Annotated in this window: 13 protein-coding genes, 1 rRNA gene and 2 riboswitches; all 14 genes read right to left on the minus strand. The window is 43.3% G+C overall.

Going from position 1 to position 16910, the window contains the following annotated elements:
* Nucleotides 1–60, minus strand: a 16S ribosomal RNA gene (locus JI667_RS20010); the annotation flags it as partial.
* 390 nt (nucleotides 61–450) lie between these two features.
* Nucleotides 451–2520 (minus strand): glucose-specific PTS transporter subunit IIBC, encoded by a 2070-nt coding sequence (ptsG, locus tag JI667_RS20015; RefSeq protein WP_206858103.1) that lies wholly within the window; start codon nucleotides 2518–2520, stop codon nucleotides 451–453.
* Nucleotides 2521–2703: 183 nt separating this feature from the next.
* Nucleotides 2704–3546 carry a glucose PTS transporter transcription antiterminator GlcT gene (gene glcT / locus JI667_RS20020; RefSeq protein WP_206858106.1) on the minus strand — a complete coding sequence of 281 codons (843 nt, stop codon included), beginning with the start codon at nucleotides 3544–3546 and terminating at the stop codon, nucleotides 2704–2706.
* A gap of 216 nt (nucleotides 3547–3762) precedes the next feature.
* The gene (locus JI667_RS20025; protein ID WP_206858108.1) at nucleotides 3763–5097 is read right to left on the minus strand and encodes an NCS2 family permease; all 1335 of its coding nucleotides are present in this window, start codon (nucleotides 5095–5097) and stop codon (nucleotides 3763–3765) included.
* A gap of 111 nt (nucleotides 5098–5208) precedes the next feature.
* A riboswitch (purine riboswitch) is annotated at nucleotides 5209–5310 on the minus strand.
* 177 nt (nucleotides 5311–5487) lie between these two features.
* A complete protein-coding gene (guaA, locus tag JI667_RS20030) occupies nucleotides 5488–7041 on the minus strand; it encodes a glutamine-hydrolyzing GMP synthase (protein WP_206858110.1) in 1554 nt (517 codons plus the stop codon).
* Nucleotides 7042–7170: 129 nt separating this feature from the next.
* Nucleotides 7171–7272: riboswitch (purine riboswitch) on the minus strand.
* A gap of 39 nt (nucleotides 7273–7311) precedes the next feature.
* Nucleotides 7312–9516 (minus strand): transglutaminase TgpA family protein, encoded by a 2205-nt coding sequence (locus JI667_RS20035; RefSeq protein WP_206858112.1) that lies wholly within the window; start codon nucleotides 9514–9516, stop codon nucleotides 7312–7314.
* Nucleotides 9513–10730 carry a DUF58 domain-containing protein gene (locus JI667_RS20040; protein WP_206858115.1) on the minus strand — a complete coding sequence of 406 codons (1218 nt, stop codon included), beginning with the start codon at nucleotides 10728–10730 and terminating at the stop codon, nucleotides 9513–9515. Before JI667_RS20040 ends, JI667_RS20035 begins: the two co-directional genes overlap by 4 nt.
* Nucleotides 10731–11687, minus strand: a complete 957-nt coding sequence (locus JI667_RS20045; RefSeq protein WP_206858116.1) for an AAA family ATPase — start codon at nucleotides 11685–11687, stop codon at nucleotides 10731–10733.
* Between the two features lie 202 nt (nucleotides 11688–11889).
* Nucleotides 11890–12717: an ammonia-dependent NAD(+) synthetase gene (gene nadE / locus JI667_RS20050; protein ID WP_206858117.1), complete on the minus strand. Its 828-nt coding sequence runs from the start codon at nucleotides 12715–12717 to the stop codon at nucleotides 11890–11892.
* Nucleotides 12718–12788: 71 nt separating this feature from the next.
* Nucleotides 12789–14258: a nicotinate phosphoribosyltransferase gene (locus JI667_RS20055; RefSeq protein WP_206858118.1), complete on the minus strand. Its 1470-nt coding sequence runs from the start codon at nucleotides 14256–14258 to the stop codon at nucleotides 12789–12791.
* A 373-nt stretch (nucleotides 14259–14631) separates the two neighbouring features.
* A complete protein-coding gene (locus tag JI667_RS20060) occupies nucleotides 14632–14910 on the minus strand; it encodes a hypothetical protein (RefSeq protein WP_206858119.1) in 279 nt (92 codons plus the stop codon).
* A gap of 121 nt (nucleotides 14911–15031) precedes the next feature.
* Entirely contained in the window at nucleotides 15032–15316 is a 285-nt protein-coding gene (locus tag JI667_RS20065; RefSeq protein ID WP_206858120.1) for a hypothetical protein, read from the minus strand.
* A 144-nt stretch (nucleotides 15317–15460) separates the two neighbouring features.
* A complete protein-coding gene (locus JI667_RS20070) occupies nucleotides 15461–16039 on the minus strand; it encodes a hypothetical protein (protein ID WP_206858121.1) in 579 nt (192 codons plus the stop codon).
* Nucleotides 16040–16567: 528 nt separating this feature from the next.
* Nucleotides 16568–16855: a hypothetical protein gene (locus tag JI667_RS20075; RefSeq protein ID WP_206858122.1), complete on the minus strand. Its 288-nt coding sequence runs from the start codon at nucleotides 16853–16855 to the stop codon at nucleotides 16568–16570.
* Between the last annotated feature and the right edge of the window lie 55 nt (nucleotides 16856–16910).

A 16910-nucleotide genomic window follows, 5' to 3' on the forward strand; every position in this document is an offset into this window, starting at 1 on the left:
TTGCATGTATTAGGCACGCCGCCAGCGTTCGTCCTGAGCCAGGATCAAACTCTCCGATAAAAGTTTGAATAGCTCTTAAAATAAATCTAGAATTAACGTTGACGTATTGTCTTGTTTTGTTCAGTTTTCAAGGTTCAATGTGGCGCTTTATTTGAAGCGACTTGACCATTATATCAAGAATGCAGTGCGTTTGTCAACAACTTTTTTTGAAATGTTTTATGATCTCGTTGAATGTTGTTATGTACCCGCTGCTCTCTTGCGACGGTTTTTAAAGTATATCAAGCTATTAGATATTCGTCAATAGATTTAATAGATTTATTTTTAAAACTTTCAACCCCCCCTATTAAGCGCTCATGATTCTTCTATTATGAACCCACTTTCTTCTATATAAGAACAAGAACAAAAACGGCCCCCCTCTCGATGGAGGATGAGCCGCTTTTTATAAAGATATTAGTCGATCTTAATGATGTTTTCGTCGTTACGGTTTACGTTACCAGACTTTTCGATTGTCACTTGTTGCCCTTCTTTAAGGTTCGTGAAGACAATCGGTGTGATGATGGAAGGTGCGTTTTCTTTGATGTAGTCTAGATCTACTTCCAGTAATGGTTGACCGGCTTCTACCTGATCTCCCTCTTTTACTAGGGCTTCGAATCCTTTACCTTCCAGTTTCACTGTATCGATTCCAACGTGGATCAGTACTTCACGGCCTGCTTTGGACTCAAGTCCGATAGCATGCTTAGTTGGGAAGACGTTCACGACTTTACCTGTGATAGGAGAAACGATTGTTCCTTCTGACGGCACGATCGCAAAACCGTCACCCATCATTTTACCTGAGAATACTTGGTCAGGTACTTCGGTGATGTCTTTGATCTCACCTGTGATCGGAGCTACGAACTTTTCGTTGTTGCGCTCAGTTTGAAGAGCATCCGGATTCACTTCTTCAATTTGTTGCTCTACTTCTTCGTTTGCGTTTGTTTCTACTCTGCGTGGAGCTTTCCCACGGATGATGTCTTGCATTTGTGATTTGATTGTGTCTGATTTTGGTCCGAAGATGGCTTGAATGTTATCTCCTACTTCAAGTACACCTGAAGCACCAAGTTTTTTCAGACGGTTTTTGTCTACTTGTTTTACGTCATTAACAGATACACGGAGACGAGTGATACATGCGTCTAAGTGAGCGATATTTTCTTGTCCACCCATCGCTTCAAGGATGTTGTATGGAAGATCACCAGCTGAACTTGCAGGAGCGTCATCTTCATCTTCATCTACGTCTTCACGACCAGGAGTCATAAGGTTGAACTTGCGGATAGAGAAGCGGAATCCGAAGTAGTAGATGAATGCAAATACGATACCTACCGGGATGACGATCCAGGCATTCGTTTGTGGGTTAATCAGTCCGAATAGAATGTAGTCAATTAAACCACCTGAGAATGTCATACCAATCTTTACATTTAACAAATGCATCGTTAAGAATGATAAACCTGCAAAGATACAGTGTATTCCAAATAGTACAGGTGCTACGAATAAGAAAGAGAATTCGATTGGTTCTGTGATACCTGTCAAGAATGAAGTCAAAGCAGCAGATGCCATGATTCCACCTACAACCGCTTTACGTTCCGGCTTCGCTTCATGGTAGATCGCTAATGCCGCTGCCGGAAGTCCGAACATCATGAATGGGAATTTACCCGTCATGAATGTACCTGCCGTCAGGTCTTGTACACCATCTTGAATTTGTTTCATAAAGATTGCCTGGTCCCCACGTACAACATCACCAGCTGCTGATGTGTAAGAACCGAATTCGAACCAGAATGGAGCATAGAAAATGTGGTGCAATCCGAATGGAATAAGTGAACGTTCGATTACACCAAATACAAATGCTGCAAGTGCTCTGTTTTCACCGAGCATAAAGTTAGAGAATGTGTTAAGACCATCTTGGATCGGTGGCCAAATTAATAACATTAATAATCCTAATACAACGGAAGATGCTGCTGTAGCAATTGGAACAAATCGCTTACCTGCGAAGAACCCCAAGTATGAAGGTAGTTCAATTTGGTAGAAACGATTGTACATGGACGCTGCCAGGATCCCGACGATGATACCGCCGAATACACCTGTTTGTAAGGTTGGGATACCGAGGACCAGTGCAAATGCCGGATCGACGCCGTCACCTGTAACATCACCAATACCTAAACCTTCAACAGTACCCATTGTTACGTTCATGATCAAGAAACCAACGATGGCTGCTAAACCGGCCACCCCTTCTCCACCGGCAAGACCGATGGCAACACCGACTGCGAAGAGCAGTGCCAGGTTTCCGAAGATAATTCCACCCGCTTGTTCCATTACGCTGGCAACGGTTTCAACGCCGCCGTTAGCAAGGAATGGGGCAATGTCTAGAAGCGTTGGATTTTGAAGAGCATTACCAAACGCTAGTAAAAGTCCGGCTGCTGGTAAGATCGCAACTGGAAGCATTAATGCTTTACCGACTTTTTGTAGTACACCAAAAGCCTTTTTAAACATGTGAGTTTCCTCCCTTTATTTTCATTTTCGACTAATTAGATGATTGCGCCTAACCAAACAAAAAAGGCATGAGAAAAGAGGATAATGAACGTATATGGATAGACTGCCCCAAAATACACGTTTCAATTATCTTCTTTACTCATGCCTGATCGAATCAGTAACACGTAAGAAAAGATAAGTACGTTAATTTACTTTATTTTGAATCCGCTGCAGATGCATTGTGAGGTATACTGCCTCGGCATCATACACGGGTTTCTGCAATGTTTGCTGCATCATCTTAATCAGCTTCCAAGATAAATTATAGCAGACAGGGTATTCTTCTTTCAACAGTTTTGCAATTTTTTCTGGTTCTTCTACTCTTTCTCCCCTGAGAACCCTCTCGATCGTGTATCGAATATGCCGTATGAGCCTCATGTAATCGACACTCTCTTTATTGATTTCAACATCGAGTTGCTGTTCAATCATCCCTATCAGACGACTGATCAACTGAGAGTGCTGGTTCACTTCGGAAAGGTCCTTGTTCATCATGGCACTGTGAATATGAAGAGCAATGAACCCCACTTCCCCTTCAGGAAGATGGACATCGGTCATTTCATTGATCATACTGACGACTTCTCTCGCAATTTCATATTCAAAAGGATACAGCGTTCTTGTCTCCACCAGAAATGGATTCCGGATCTCCATTCCTCTCATCAATCGGTTTATGGCAAATAGAATATGGTCTGTAAGGGCGATGTGAATATGCTCGTTAAGGAATGAGTTGGTTCTTTTCCGAATCAACTCGATGGCAGAAATAATGACGTTCGACATATCATCATTCAAGAAAGGAAGAAGGTTCTTGTATTGCTCCTGCTCTTTTTCCCCTTTTAGGACAAACATCTTTTCTGCAATATCATTTTGGATGGGATCACCCTTTTTCCGGTTGAACCCTATCCCCTTCCCGATCAGCACGACTTCTCCGTAGCTTTCATGGACGGCGATCAATACATTATTATTTAAGACTTTTTTCACATTTAAAGTAGACATACTCAATTCTCCCTATATATTCGACCATTTTCGACATTACCCGATTCCATGATTTTAACGAAAATTGACCCTTTTTTCAATTCTTACTTCTTCCCTTTGTACTACCTTCTCTAACCTTGTCGTCATTCCCTTTATTTATATTCTACACTTTTTTCAATAAAAAACAGAAAGAAGCTGATCCGTGATAGATCAGCTTCTTAGTAATCGGTACCTATTTTATACCAGGAAGATAAAGTACAGGACAAAGATCACAAACAAGAAATACATGATTGGGTGGATTTCTTTACCGCGACCTTTCATGATCATCGTAATTGGATAGAAAATGAATCCGATGGCGATCCCTGTTGCGATGCTGTATGTTAGCGGCATGGCGACAATCGTAAGGAATGCGGGAACCGCTACCTCGAATTTCTTCCAATCGATTTCACCTAATGATGATACCATCAGTACCCCTACAATGATCAGGGCAGGTGCTGTCACGGCCGATGTGATGACGGCCAGTAATGGGAAGAAAAAAATGGATAGTACGAATAAAATGGCTGTCACGACGGATGCGAATCCCGTCCTCGCTCCTGCTGCGACCCCGGCAGAGGATTCGATATAAGAAGTTGTTGTAGAAGTTCCCAAGATGGCTCCGACTACCGTTGCACATGAATCAGCAAATAACGCTTTACCTGCACGAGGTAATTTGTTGTCTTTCATCAGTCCAGCCTGGTTCGCCACTGCCACAAGTGTACCGGCTGTATCAAAGAAGTCGACGAACAAGAACGTCAGGATGACTACAAGCATTTGAATGGTGAAAATACTGCCTGCATCATTGAATAACGGTTCAAGTGCCGCTCCGAAAGTCGGGGCAAGACTTGGTGCTGCATCCACTACTCTTTCCGGTGTATCAATCAGTCCTGCGATCATACCCACGATAGCGGTTACGACCATCCCGATGAAAATCCCGCCTTTAACACCTCTTGTCATTAAAATAACCGTGATGATGATCCCGAAAATCGCAAGTAACGTAGTTCCATTTGTTAAATCTCCAAGTCCCACTAACACGGCATCGTTATTAACGATGATGCCCGCGTTTTGGAAACCGATGAAGGTAATGAATAAACCGATTCCGGCTCCAACAGCGTATTTTAATTCTGCTGGAATCGAGTTAATGATCTTTTCCCGGATGCCCGACAGTGTCAAGGCGATGAAAATCAGTCCTGAAATCAAGACCCCCGTCAAAGCTGATTGCCAAGGTACACCCATTGTTAATACGACCGTGTATGCGAAGAAGGCATTCAAGCCCATTCCCGGTGCCAATGCGATCGGATACTTGGCGATGAGCCCCATGATCAACGACCCGATGGCTGCTGCCAATGCCGTTGCCACAAAGACCGCACCGTAATCCATTCTCATGCTGTCCGGAAGATCCGGCACGGATTGAAGAGTCAACGTAAGCGGGTTAACAATTAAGATATAGGCCATCGATAGGAAGGTGGTCAATCCCCCGATGATCTCCCTTTTATAATTCGTTCCTAACTGGTCAAACTGAAAGAAATTCCTCATTCTTGTACTCCTCCTATAGAGTCGCCGTAGAAAATAATAAAAAAACCTCGAACTACCAGAGTTCAAGGCTTTGACTGTTAAGATCCAGATTGATAGCCGCTAAAAAAACGGTCCTATCATCCATCACCTCGTAGTCAAGCCATTTACGGTAGCTTGGTAGAAACGCTCGGGCCCTATTCCCGAAATTATACGACGTAATACTTTTATTATGTTTTGTTATGATTACAGTACTATTGTACCAACAGGATTTCAGTCCGTCAATACAAAATACGAACATTATTATTATAATATCATATTAATGTTCGTTTAATACAAAAAACGACAGGCACCTTCCGTCTGTCGAATGGATCCGACCCGGAAGAAGCCTGTCAGTTATTTTATTCAAATTTATTATTCCCACTCGATCGTTGCAGGTGGCTTGCTCGTCACATCATACACCACGCGGTTGATATGATCGACTTCATTTACAATGCGAGTTGATATTTTCTCCAATACGTCCCATGGAATACGCGCCCAATCTGACGTCATACCGTCAATGGAAGTAACCGCACGAATTCCGATCGTGTAATCATATGTCCTCGCATCCCCCATAACACCGACACTACGGATATCAGGAAGGACCGTGAAGTATTGCCAGATGTCACGATCAAGTCCGGCTTTCTTGATTTCATCACGGAGAATGTAATCAGACTCACGGACGATTTCAAGCTTCTGTTCAGAAATTTCACCAAGGACACGGATACCAAGACCAGGTCCCGGGAATGGCTGACGCCACACAATTTCATCCGGAATGCCAAGCTCGGAACCTAAAGCACGAACTTCATCTTTAAATAGTGTGTTCAACGGCTCGATCAGGGTGAACTGCATATCTTCAGGAAGCCCGCCGACATTATGGTGGGACTTGATTGTTTGTGCAGTCGCCGTTCCGCTTTCAATGATGTCTGTATATAACGTACCTTGTGCAAGATATTCGATGCCTTTAAGCTTCGTCGCTTCATCGTCGAATACGTAAATGAATTCATTTCCGATGATCTTACGTTTTTGCTCTGGATCGGATACACCTTTTAGTTTATTTAAGAAACGGTCTTGAGCATCCACTTTAATGACGTTCATGTTAAAGCCGTCAGCGAATGTCTTCATGACGCTGTCCGCCTCGCCTTTTCGAAGAAGGCCGTGATCGACGAAGATACATGTCAGTTGATCGCCGATTGCTTTGTGGATCAATACAGCCACAACGGAAGAATCGACACCTCCGCTTAGAGCGCAAAGAACTTTCTTATCACCAACTGTTTGTCGGATCTTGTCCATTTCCATTTCGATGAAGTTCTCCATGGACCAGTCGCCTGTGCATCCACACACTTCAAATACGAAATTCTTCAACATTTCATTTCCGTGCACCGAATGACGCACTTCAGGGTGGAATTGAACCGCATATAGTCCTTGTTCTTCGTTACTCATGGAAGCAATCGGACAAGAAGGGTTCGTCGCATTTACATCAAAGCCTGCAGGTGCTTCCACGACAAGATCACCGTGACTCATCCATACAACCTGCTCTTCCGGGAGTTCTGAGAATAATTTGGACTGCTTCTCAATGTTGATGGCTGCTTTTCCGTACTCGCGGTGCTTCGCGCGTTCTACCTTCCCTCCGAAATGCATCGTCATCAGCTGCATGCCGTAGCAAATCCCGAGGATTGGGATATCCAGATCAAAGATACGCTCATCACAACGGAATGAATCTTCACCGTAGACACTGTTCGGTCCGCCCGAGAAGATGATTCCAGTCGGATTCATTTCCTGGATTTCCTCAAGGGTAACTGTATGCGGGTGGAGCTCACTATAAACACCAAACTCACGGATTCTTCGCGTGATTAACTGATTGTATTGACTTCCAAAGTCCAAAACGACGATCATTTCTTGATTGTGCAATTCTTCTTTACCAAGCATTCAGTTCACCTCTTCAGTTTATTTACCTTTTACTATCTATTGTTGTTAGCATTCCAAAAAAATATAAAAAAAACTAGACTCCGCCTTAAAAAAAGGCAGAATTCTAGTTTTTTTGCATACACGGATGTCAACTAAGAACACTGCCTTCATAGTCCAGTCATTTAAGGTGACCGGGTAGATACTTTCGAACCGTATTATCGAGGATATACGAAGGATGCTAACGAACGCTATTTGAATTTGACATCATTTTATACTCTGTAGCGAACCGGGTCAACCGGTTGTCCTTTTAATTAAATTTTCCCATAATTCCCTCATCTTCACCCAGTCTTCTTTTGTAGGGCTCTGACCGTACAGTACCCGTTCATAATTATTGGTGAGACTGGTCATTTCACGGGTACCGAAGAACGAATCGATGTATCTTGAATACCCCCGTAATGTTTGGCCGTCTTCCATTCTCAAGCCGTATCTTTCCAATTGTTTCATAAGGGATAGATAGGCTTCTGTGAATACGTCATCCGATGACTTCCTGCGGTAATGAAAAATCAGGACATACGGCATCCAGCGTCTTCTCACTAGGTATAAAGCCATGGCAATGATGATCATGAGAATGGCTACCATTACAATCTTGCCCCAGTTGTCTACGACAAATGACTTCAAATCATCCCAAACCTTCGATATAGAAAAACCGTCACCTGCAGATGCTGTATCCTCCTCAGGCTGCAAAGGTTTCTTTGGCGTATCCTTCTGCTCCGGAACCGGTACTTCATTATCTTCCGGATCAGGTACATCGAGATCATACTGATAGGAAACGTTATTGTTGAAGCCAACCGTCGGCTCAAACGGAACCCACCCTACTTCCGGGAAGAATACCTCAACCCATGAATGGGCATTGTTGTTCGATACTTCATATAGTTTATAGGTCGAATCCACCTGCCTGCTGTATTCCCCTTCTGTATAGCCTTTAGCCCATCTCGCAGGAATCCCCAGCGAGCGGACCAACACCACCATGGAAGTTGAGAAGTTATCACAGTATCCGCGCTGCGTTTCAAACAGAAACTGATCCACGTAATCCTGTTCTTCTTCAGGAACCGGTACATCGAACTGATCGTATACATACGCTTCCTTTGAAAAATATTGCTCGATCGCCCTTACTTTGTCATACCAATTATCTTCTTCCGAGGTGATCTCAACGGCAAGGTCCTTGACGCGCTGAGGAGTCGTATCAGGCAGCTGGGTGTAGCGATCGACAAACTCCGGCACCTGCATGATTTCCTGTTCTTCATTCGCCGCCTTCATCTTTTTCTGTGAATAGGACGGGGAACGATAGGAGACCTCATATTCTTCAAGGTTGACGGTTTCATCGAGCTCTTTATAACTCGTCACTTTTTCATTGATGGGATTGAAGCTGAAATACCCTTTATCATTTCCGTTGATGCTTTCCACCCCATACGGATAGACAACATGGGAATACTTGCGCTCCACCATGATCTTTTCACTTTCCAAATCCCGCTCTTCATCGGATTCCGGGGAAGATATCGGAACCTTATTCCCGGGATCAAACGGCATGGCGGCCTGCTGTTCATCCGGAATCGACTGTTCCCAGCCCTTTCCTGTGTATAGATCCTTCGATTCAATTTTCCAGTAATGCTCTTTGGTCACCTCAGCATTAAATACGACGGTAGGATCACCGACAAATGGGCCACCAAGCTTCGTGTCATCGGTATCATACCCAATTTTGTTCACGCCGCTGCCGCCTGCATCTTCAGAAAAGGATTGAAGATATGGGACCGGATCCGGCCAAATGGGATCTGCTTTTGGTGCGGCAAAAGCCACGACGGAACTGACACCGAGCATCACTGTAAGTGGAACGATCCAGCGGTGACGGCTCATTTTGGAACCACGAAGATTCTCTCTTTGTACAAGTCTTTCAAGAGCCAGCAATCCCATAAGAAGAAAGCCGAAGATGACGACACGGATGATGGATCGATCACCTTCATATGCCGTGAACGTGTCAATCAGACAAACGTAAGCAACCGTCATGATATAAAAAAGGAGAATCGTCTTCCGGACCGAGATCCAATAATGGATCAAGTACGTCATCAACCAAAGAAGCACGAAAAACAATAAACTTCTGTACTCAAATGACAAACTCGGCCACTCCCGACCAAGCGTCAACCCAAGATTACTCCATAGATCCTGACCGAATTTCTTCAACCACTCGGGGGCAAAAAATGAACCGGAATAGTACAGTTTATTCAGACTGTAAAGAATAAACAGAACTTTCACTGATGCCGTGATGACGTAATGAATCCGAAAGTAAGAGAGAACGAGGGCCAAACCGATAAAGACAGCAAAATACGTCAAGCTCGCCGTGTCTGTCACGACCCTCAGGGGCTTTAACCACTCCCACAGAAGCAAAAATCCAAATAAATAAATCATGATCTTGAAAAATGAGTTTGCTATGTCTTGCCTCATGCCCTCTTCACCTCCAGAAAGGCGGATGAAAAATCACCTTCAAAGCACACTTTCAAACGGATGCCCCTTGAAGAAGCATAAGCTTTCAGTGATTTCTCTTCTGCCGTATACGCCTCTCCCATCCTTTTCACCAGGAAGATGACGACGGAGCTGTTCCGCTTCGCATACTCGTTCACACTCATAATCATTTTTTTCGACACAGAGGACGTCACAAACACAACCGCTGCTGATTGAGAATAGTTCAATCCCGCTCCCTGAAGGACTTTCCCTAAAGCAAAGGGGCTGTCCTGCCTCACTTTCGCCAGGTGATAATTCAGCTGACTCAAGTGTTCGTCGCCGCCACGGATCGGAAATGATACGTGATCTTCCCCGATGGACACAAGGCCGACCTGAGCACCCTTCTTGACGATCGACCGGATCATCGAAGCCGTGAAGGTGACCATGGCTTCAAATGCCGGAGAAGCTTCCCGGTCTAGTACGATGAGGACATCATGGGACTGACGTTCTTCAAACTCCTTAGTCATCAGCTCATTGGTCCTGGCGAAGGTTTTCCAATGGATCCACGAGAAGCGGTCCCCGGGTTGATAATCCCGGATACCCGTCGCCATCGTCGTATCCTTCTGGATCTTCACATTCGAAGTCGTCATCCCCTGATCATACCGGTTCTCCAACGGACGATACGGGACATCCACGATGGACGGATAAACGAGGAGTTTATCCACGCACTCCACCGTCGCTTCCTTTTCAAATACGCCAAAGAAATCACCTGTCTTAAACCGTACGTTAGAGAAAATATGTTCACCCCGGGGAAGCTCGTCCACCACATACGTCAGCATGATCCGCTTTCTGAATCCAGGATGAATCATCGCCTTCGCCTTTTGAAAACCCGAATGATGAAAGACCGAATCCGTCACCACATCCTCCATCACCATGTAAAATAAAGGAAAAGGGAGCTTCCGGGACAAGGTGATGGTCACCTTTAACTCATCACCCGCTTTATACTCTGCCGACTCAAAAGTTCTCTCCACATAAAACTCCGATAGAGGGTATAAGAAAATCAACAAGGAATAAAGGGCAAACGGCAAAAAGCTATAAAATAAAAACCAGCTCACAAACCCGCCTTGGAACATCGCATAGGAAAACGTCACCCCCATCAAGAGGAGCAGTAGCAAAAACTTCACAAGTGGTTTAAGGAATTGAAGTTTCGTCTTCATCTATCTCGCAATCCTTTGGACAGGAACAGGAATGCGCGCCATGACCCTTTCCACCACTTCCTCAGGCGTGATCCCTTCGTATCTAGCTTCAGACTTCATGATAATGCGGTGCGAGAATACGTAAGGTGCCAGGAATTGAACGTCGTCCGGAACCACATAATCCCTGCCCCTCAAATAAGCGTAAGCCTGGCACGCTTTCATCAATGCAATCGATCCACGGGGGCTCGCACCAAGGTATACATTGGCATGGATCCTTGTCCGGTTTGCAATTTCCACAATGTATTTCTTGATGGTGTCGTCCACCAGTACTTCCTTCACATCTCCTTGGATGTATCTCAATTCCTCAAGGGTCATCACCGGCTTCAATTCATCGATGGGCGGAGTCCGCTGGGCCCGGTGAAGAACTTCCATCTCTTCTTCGGGCTCCGGATAGCCCATCTTCATCTTCAACAGGAATCGGTCAAGCTGTGCTTCCGGAAGGGGGTATGTCCCTTCATACTCAATCGGATTCTGAGTCGCCATAACGAAGAACGGCTTATCCAGCTTCCGGGTCATCCCGTCGATCGTCACACTGCTCTCTTCCATCCCCTCAAGTAACGCGGACTGAGTTTTAGGTGATGTACGGTTGATTTCATCCGCCAGAATGATATTTCCCATGATTGGTCCCGGCCTGAAGGTAAACTCCATTTCCTTCGGGTTATATATCGATACACCGATCACGTCCGATGGCAGTAAATCAGGCGTGAACTGAATCCGCTTGAAGCTTGCCCCGACGGATTTTGCCAGCGCACGAACCATCATCGTTTTCCCGACACCCGGAACATCCTCAAGCAACACATGTCCTCCTGCAAGCAGAGAAACAATACTCAGCTCCGCTACCTTTCTCTTCCCAATCATGACTTTCTCTATATTATCAATGATACTTTGTAACTTTGGATTCACCGTTTCATGTGACATCGTACCCCTCCTGAATGATTCAAACTCATCTTTAACTATTACTACTTTCGTTTTAAAAGTCGAAAATCCTCTATAAATCGGGAAATTGACATAGAAATTTTAGGGAATTGGTAGGAGATGAGGTTCATTGGAGGGTGGGGGGCGCTCATTTTGTCGAAATAAAAAAGCCGCCCCTCAACAATAGAGGACCAGCTTCATATTCTTATTTCCAAAAATCATCAAACACCGTTACAGGCAGATGACGTTTATGCTGTGTTTTCAGGTAATGACCTTCAATGACTTTCTTGGCTTCAGCAGGGACTTCTTTTCCTTCCAGGTAATCGTCCAGCTGATCGTACGTGACCCCAAGTGCCTCTTCATCCGGCAGCTGCGGGCGATCTTCTTCAAGGTCCGCTGTCGGTTTCTTGTTGTATAGATGTTCCGGACAGCCAAGCTCGACTAAGAGCATCTTTCCCTGCCTCTTATTCAAACGGAAAAGAGGAACGAGATCTGCCGCTCCATCACCGTATTTCGTGTAGAAACCGGTGACCGCTTCAGCAGAGTGATCCGTACCAAGCACAACACCATCCTTCATTGCAGCAATGGCGAATTGCACCTTCATCCGTTCACGCGCCTTTTCATTTCCTTTAACGAAGTCGGAAAGCTCGATGCCGTTTTTCTTCAACGTTTCGACGCTTGCATCGACGGCTGGTTGGACATTGACCGTCATCGACACGGTCGGGTTGATGAACTCCACCGCATCGATGGCATCCTGGGCATCCCCTTGCTCCCCGTAAGGAAGTCTGACGGCATAAAAGGCATAATCCGATGATCCTGATTCCTGATTCATTTCATCAATGGCGATTTGAGCCAGTTTCCCTAATAAAGTAGAATCCTGACCTCCCGAAATGCCAAGGACCAGACTTTTCATGAATGAATGCTTCTTCAAGTAAGCCTTCATAAAGTCGACGCTGCGACGGATTTCTTCCTGCGCATTGATTTCCGGGGAGACCATCATTTCTTCTACGATTTGTTTTTGAAGAGAATCCATGTTTTCACACTCCATGTTAGGTTTTGTTACATCATATTATATCTTTTTATCTTACCCAAACACAGGCAAACTTACCAATTTTCGCTATGTTTTTCTTTCACTTCGGCTTTTACGCGGTGAATCAGATCCATCTTATTGTTCCAACACTCTTCACTTAGATCCACAGGGTACTCTTCCGGGTTCATGGAACGCTTATACTCGTCCCATAGCATTTCAAGGTTTTCATTCACGAAGCTTCTCATGTTTTCCAGTGGAGGCGTATCATACACAAGCTCCCCGTCCTTGAAAACATCCACGTGAAGCTCCCTCGCTTCAAAATTCGTGACGAACTTACTGATATACGTATGAACGGGATGGAACATCTTCAACCGTTCCTGACTTTCAGGGTGTTCATGATCAAGGGCAATATATTCGCCCTCTGATTTATGATTAACCGTATTGACGATGCGATAAACCCTTTTCATCCCGGGAGTCGAAACTTTCTCCGCGTTGCTCGAGATCTTGATCGTGTCTTCCATTTCACCTGACTCATTTTCAATGGACACAAGCTTATATACGGCACCTAACGCAGGCTGATCGTACGCTGTGATCAGCTTCGTCCCGACACCCCATACATCAATCTGTGCCCCTTGCGCCTTCAAGTTCAAGATCGTATACTCGTCCAGGTCATTGGATGCGATGATCTTCGTCTCCGTAAAGCCGGCATCATCCAGCATCTTGCGGGCGATCTTGGATTGATACGCCATGTCCCCGCTATCAAGGCGGATTCCTTTGAAGTTGATCTTATCGCCAAGCTCCTTCGCCACGCGAATCGCCGTCGGCACACCGGACTTCAACGTGTCATACGTATCGACTAAGAACACGCAATCCTTATGGCTCTCCGCATACTTATGGAACGCCTGATATTCATCCCGGTAAGCCTGAACCATGGCATGAGCGTGGGTTCCGGAAACCGGCATGCCGAATAACTTCCCTGCACGGACATTACTCGTCGCATCAAAGCCGCCGATATACGCAGCCCGTGTTCCCCAAATCGCTGCATCCAGCTCATGGGCACGTCTTGTCCCAAACTCCATCACGACCTCATCCTGCACCACCTGCTTGATCCGGTTCGCCTTCGTCGCAATCAACGTCTGGTAGTTCACGATATTCAAGATCGCCGTCTCCAGTAACTGAGCCTGAGCAAGCGGCGCTTCCACACGAACAAGGGGGACATTCCCGAACGCAACCTCCCCTTCCTGCATGGAACGGATCGTCCCGGTGAAACGAAGCTCCGCCAAATACTCGAGGAACGCCTCCTCATATCCCAACTCCCGTAGGTACTCGATATCACTTTCCGAGAAATGAAACTTTTTCACATATTCAATGATCCGTTCGAGCCCGGCAAACACCGCATATCCATTGCCAAAAGGCAGCTTTCGAAAGAACACTTCAAAAACAGCCTTTCGATTATGGAAATCATCATCCCAGTAAGCCTTCGTCATATTGATCTGATACAAATCTGTATGCAACGCTAAACTATCATCTGCATAGTTCGTCATGTATTTCTCTCCTTTAAGCTATAGCCAATTGTTGAACAAGATGTGTCTTATCTATTTTAACCAATATTGGGTGGGATATCGAATGATTAGTTTAGGTTGTGGATTTAAACAAACGTTTGATTAAATGTTTCATTTCTATTACTTTTCAATATTTTGGTAATAACTCATATCTTATTTACCACTGGGGTGGCTTTTGAAACTTGTCCGTGGAAATTTAATGGTTGAGGGGCTTATAGACATTCTATTTTCTAATAGGAGTTAATGAAGAACTATTTGGAAGTCATAGAGGGGTATCTATTATTAATATATCTAAAGAAAACCATCAATAAAAAGCTTGAAATGTGCTTTCAAGCTGGAATAAGCTATTAACCTGTTATACTTTTAATCTCCATAGGCCAAAGAGAATGACAATAAGAAGGATGATCCCGAACTTCTTCCAAGAGAACTGTCCACCTTTTGATTTTGCTCTGTCTGCAATTACTATCACTACCGAGACAAACATAATGGTTATCATGATCCAAAAGAACCATGCATCTTGATTATTTAGTTGAGTTCTTCCGTCCATTACTAAAAAAATATACATGATTAAAGCTATCATTGTTGAAATACCTATCATAAGACTGATTTTACCTTTTCGACTTAGATCGTTCATAGGCTCCTCCCTTAATTATTATTTAAAAACGGGGTTAGTTCCAAGTGACAATTCAATATCACATCACCACTGAGAGATAAACCAGCTAAGAAAAAGAATATCTTCTCAATTAAATTTCCAATTAAAATATAGATGCAAACACTCTCCATAACAACATAAACATTGCAAAACTAATTCCACCCATAATTGCTTTTTTTGATTTATCTTTCCCTCCATCAGTTGACATATCAATTGAAACGCCGAACATTGAAACAATTGCTAGAATTATCGCAGCTATTAAAAAGGGTCTATCGGTCTCATCTACAACGCCATCGCTCATATAAAAGTATCCATACAGTATTGTTCCAATGACTGTACCTATACAAATAATAGACGATACTATGCGAAATAGTTTCCACGTTCTCATTTTCAAAACTCCCCATTCTAATAGGTTATTAATCTATTACTGTACTTTCTTTAATTACGAATTGTTTAGCCAACGAAAATTCAGGTTAGTCCCCCCGTCAACATATAACGAAACATGATTACAACTCCATATATAGATGCCGTATTATTTTTTTAATTCATCCATTCGTTTTGGTGTAATAAGAAGAATATGCGCTATAAATAGAAACAAAAGGGATAACATAAAACAAAATATTGAAATTGTAAAAGCATCGGGATTAGCTGTTAAATTTGCATTTAGAAATAGGATAGTTCCATATCCAATAATGAGAGCGCTGATAAGCAAATAAAGCTTACCTAGTCCCGTTCTCGATGGATTTTGTACCCCTATAGCAATCCTTTCGGAATAAATATAAGGCAAAATCGACATAACAATAATTAATAATAACCCCAACCAAAAAACAAATGTACCTGCAAATACTCTAAATAATGGTATTGCAAAATATACAGATAAAGCAACTATCATAAAATAAGAATGCAATGAGAAATAGCGTTTGCTATGGTGACGATTCTGCCACCATAGCAATGAAAATACCAAAAAGCACCCGGATGCTATTCCCATATTTATCCCAAAAAGAAGCCAATTTTCTTCAGGAATAAAACTAAATATAAAACCTACTAAAATAAGCAAAAATGTCGTGTGAAATATTCTACTCTCTTTAAAACTAACTATTTTATTATCCAAATAAACCACCTATCCCTTTAACTATAGAAGTAACTCTATCTGAGACTGATTTCATACTATTTTTCAAGATCACATCCATTCTTAGCTATGTACACTCTCCCGTTATATACATTTTAATAAACATGAAAACAAATGGGATACCCGTTACAATAACATATTCGTATGTATGGAGACTGAGCCCAAATCAAATAAACATATGCCTTCTCCTTTGAGCGGTGATAATCCTACATTTTTTTTCAATAGACCTATAGTTCAAAATTGAATGTGATGTCAAAAACAACCGGAAATGAGACTTACGTATTACTTTTCAATATTTTGGTAATAACTCATATCTTATTTACCACTGGGGTGGGTTTTGAAACTTGTTGGTGGAAAATTAATGGTTGAGGGGCTTGTAGATATACTATTTTCTAATCGGAATTGGGGAAGAACTATTTGGAAGTCATAGAGTGGTATCTATTATTAATATATCTAAAGAAAACCATCAATAAAAAGCTTGAAATGTGCTTTCAGGCTTGAATTAACCTGTTATACTTTTAATCTCCATAGGCCAAAGAGAATGACAATGAGAAGGATGATCCCGAACTTCTTCCAAGAGAACTGTCCGCCTTTTGATTTTGCTCTGTCTGCAATAATAAATATAATTGAAATCCATATTATAATTAGCATGCTTACCATAAAAGGATAATCTTCGGAATATAATTTGTTTCTTCCATCCATTACAAAGTAGCCATATGCAAAGACTCCTCCGAAGGCAGAAAAACCTGTTACAAAGCTTATTTTAGCTAGTGGGTCAATTTTTCTCTCTTTCTCCATTAAGTTACCTCCATAGGTTCAGTTATTTGGTAGTGTAGATATATCAGACTCAACT

The organism is Bacillus sp. NTK074B, from assembly GCF_017303375.1.
Taxonomy (GTDB): Bacteria; Bacillota; Bacilli; order Bacillales; family Bacillaceae_B; genus Rossellomorea.

Bases quoted from the DNA above. Each gene is read 5' to 3' on its own strand.
- ptsG (WP_206858103.1), bottom strand. From the start codon at position 2,520: ATGTTTAAAAAGGCTTTTGGTGTACTACAAAAAGTCGGTAAAGCATTA.
- glcT (WP_206858106.1), bottom strand. From the start codon at position 3,546: ATGTCTACTTTAAATGTGAAAAAAGTCTTAAATAATAATGTATTGATC.
- JI667_RS20025 (WP_206858108.1), bottom strand. From the start codon at position 5,097: ATGAGGAATTTCTTTCAGTTTGACCAGTTAGGAACGAATTATAAAAGG.
- guaA (WP_206858110.1), bottom strand. From the start codon at position 7,041: ATGCTTGGTAAAGAAGAATTGCACAATCAAGAAATGATCGTCGTTTTG.
- JI667_RS20035 (WP_206858112.1), bottom strand. From the start codon at position 9,516: ATGAGGCAAGACATAGCAAACTCATTTTTCAAGATCATGATTTATTTA.
- JI667_RS20040 (WP_206858115.1), bottom strand. From the start codon at position 10,730: ATGAAGACGAAACTTCAATTCCTTAAACCACTTGTGAAGTTTTTGCTA.
- JI667_RS20045 (WP_206858116.1), bottom strand. From the start codon at position 11,687: ATGTCACATGAAACGGTGAATCCAAAGTTACAAAGTATCATTGATAAT.
- nadE (WP_206858117.1), bottom strand. From the start codon at position 12,717: ATGGATTCTCTTCAAAAACAAATCGTAGAAGAAATGATGGTCTCCCCG.
- JI667_RS20055 (WP_206858118.1), bottom strand. From the start codon at position 14,258: ATGACGAACTATGCAGATGATAGTTTAGCGTTGCATACAGATTTGTAT.
- JI667_RS20060 (WP_206858119.1), bottom strand. From the start codon at position 14,910: ATGAACGATCTAAGTCGAAAAGGTAAAATCAGTCTTATGATAGGTATT.
- JI667_RS20065 (WP_206858120.1), bottom strand. From the start codon at position 15,316: ATGAGAACGTGGAAACTATTTCGCATAGTATCGTCTATTATTTGTATA.
- JI667_RS20075 (WP_206858122.1), bottom strand. From the start codon at position 16,855: ATGGAGAAAGAGAGAAAAATTGACCCACTAGCTAAAATAAGCTTTGTA.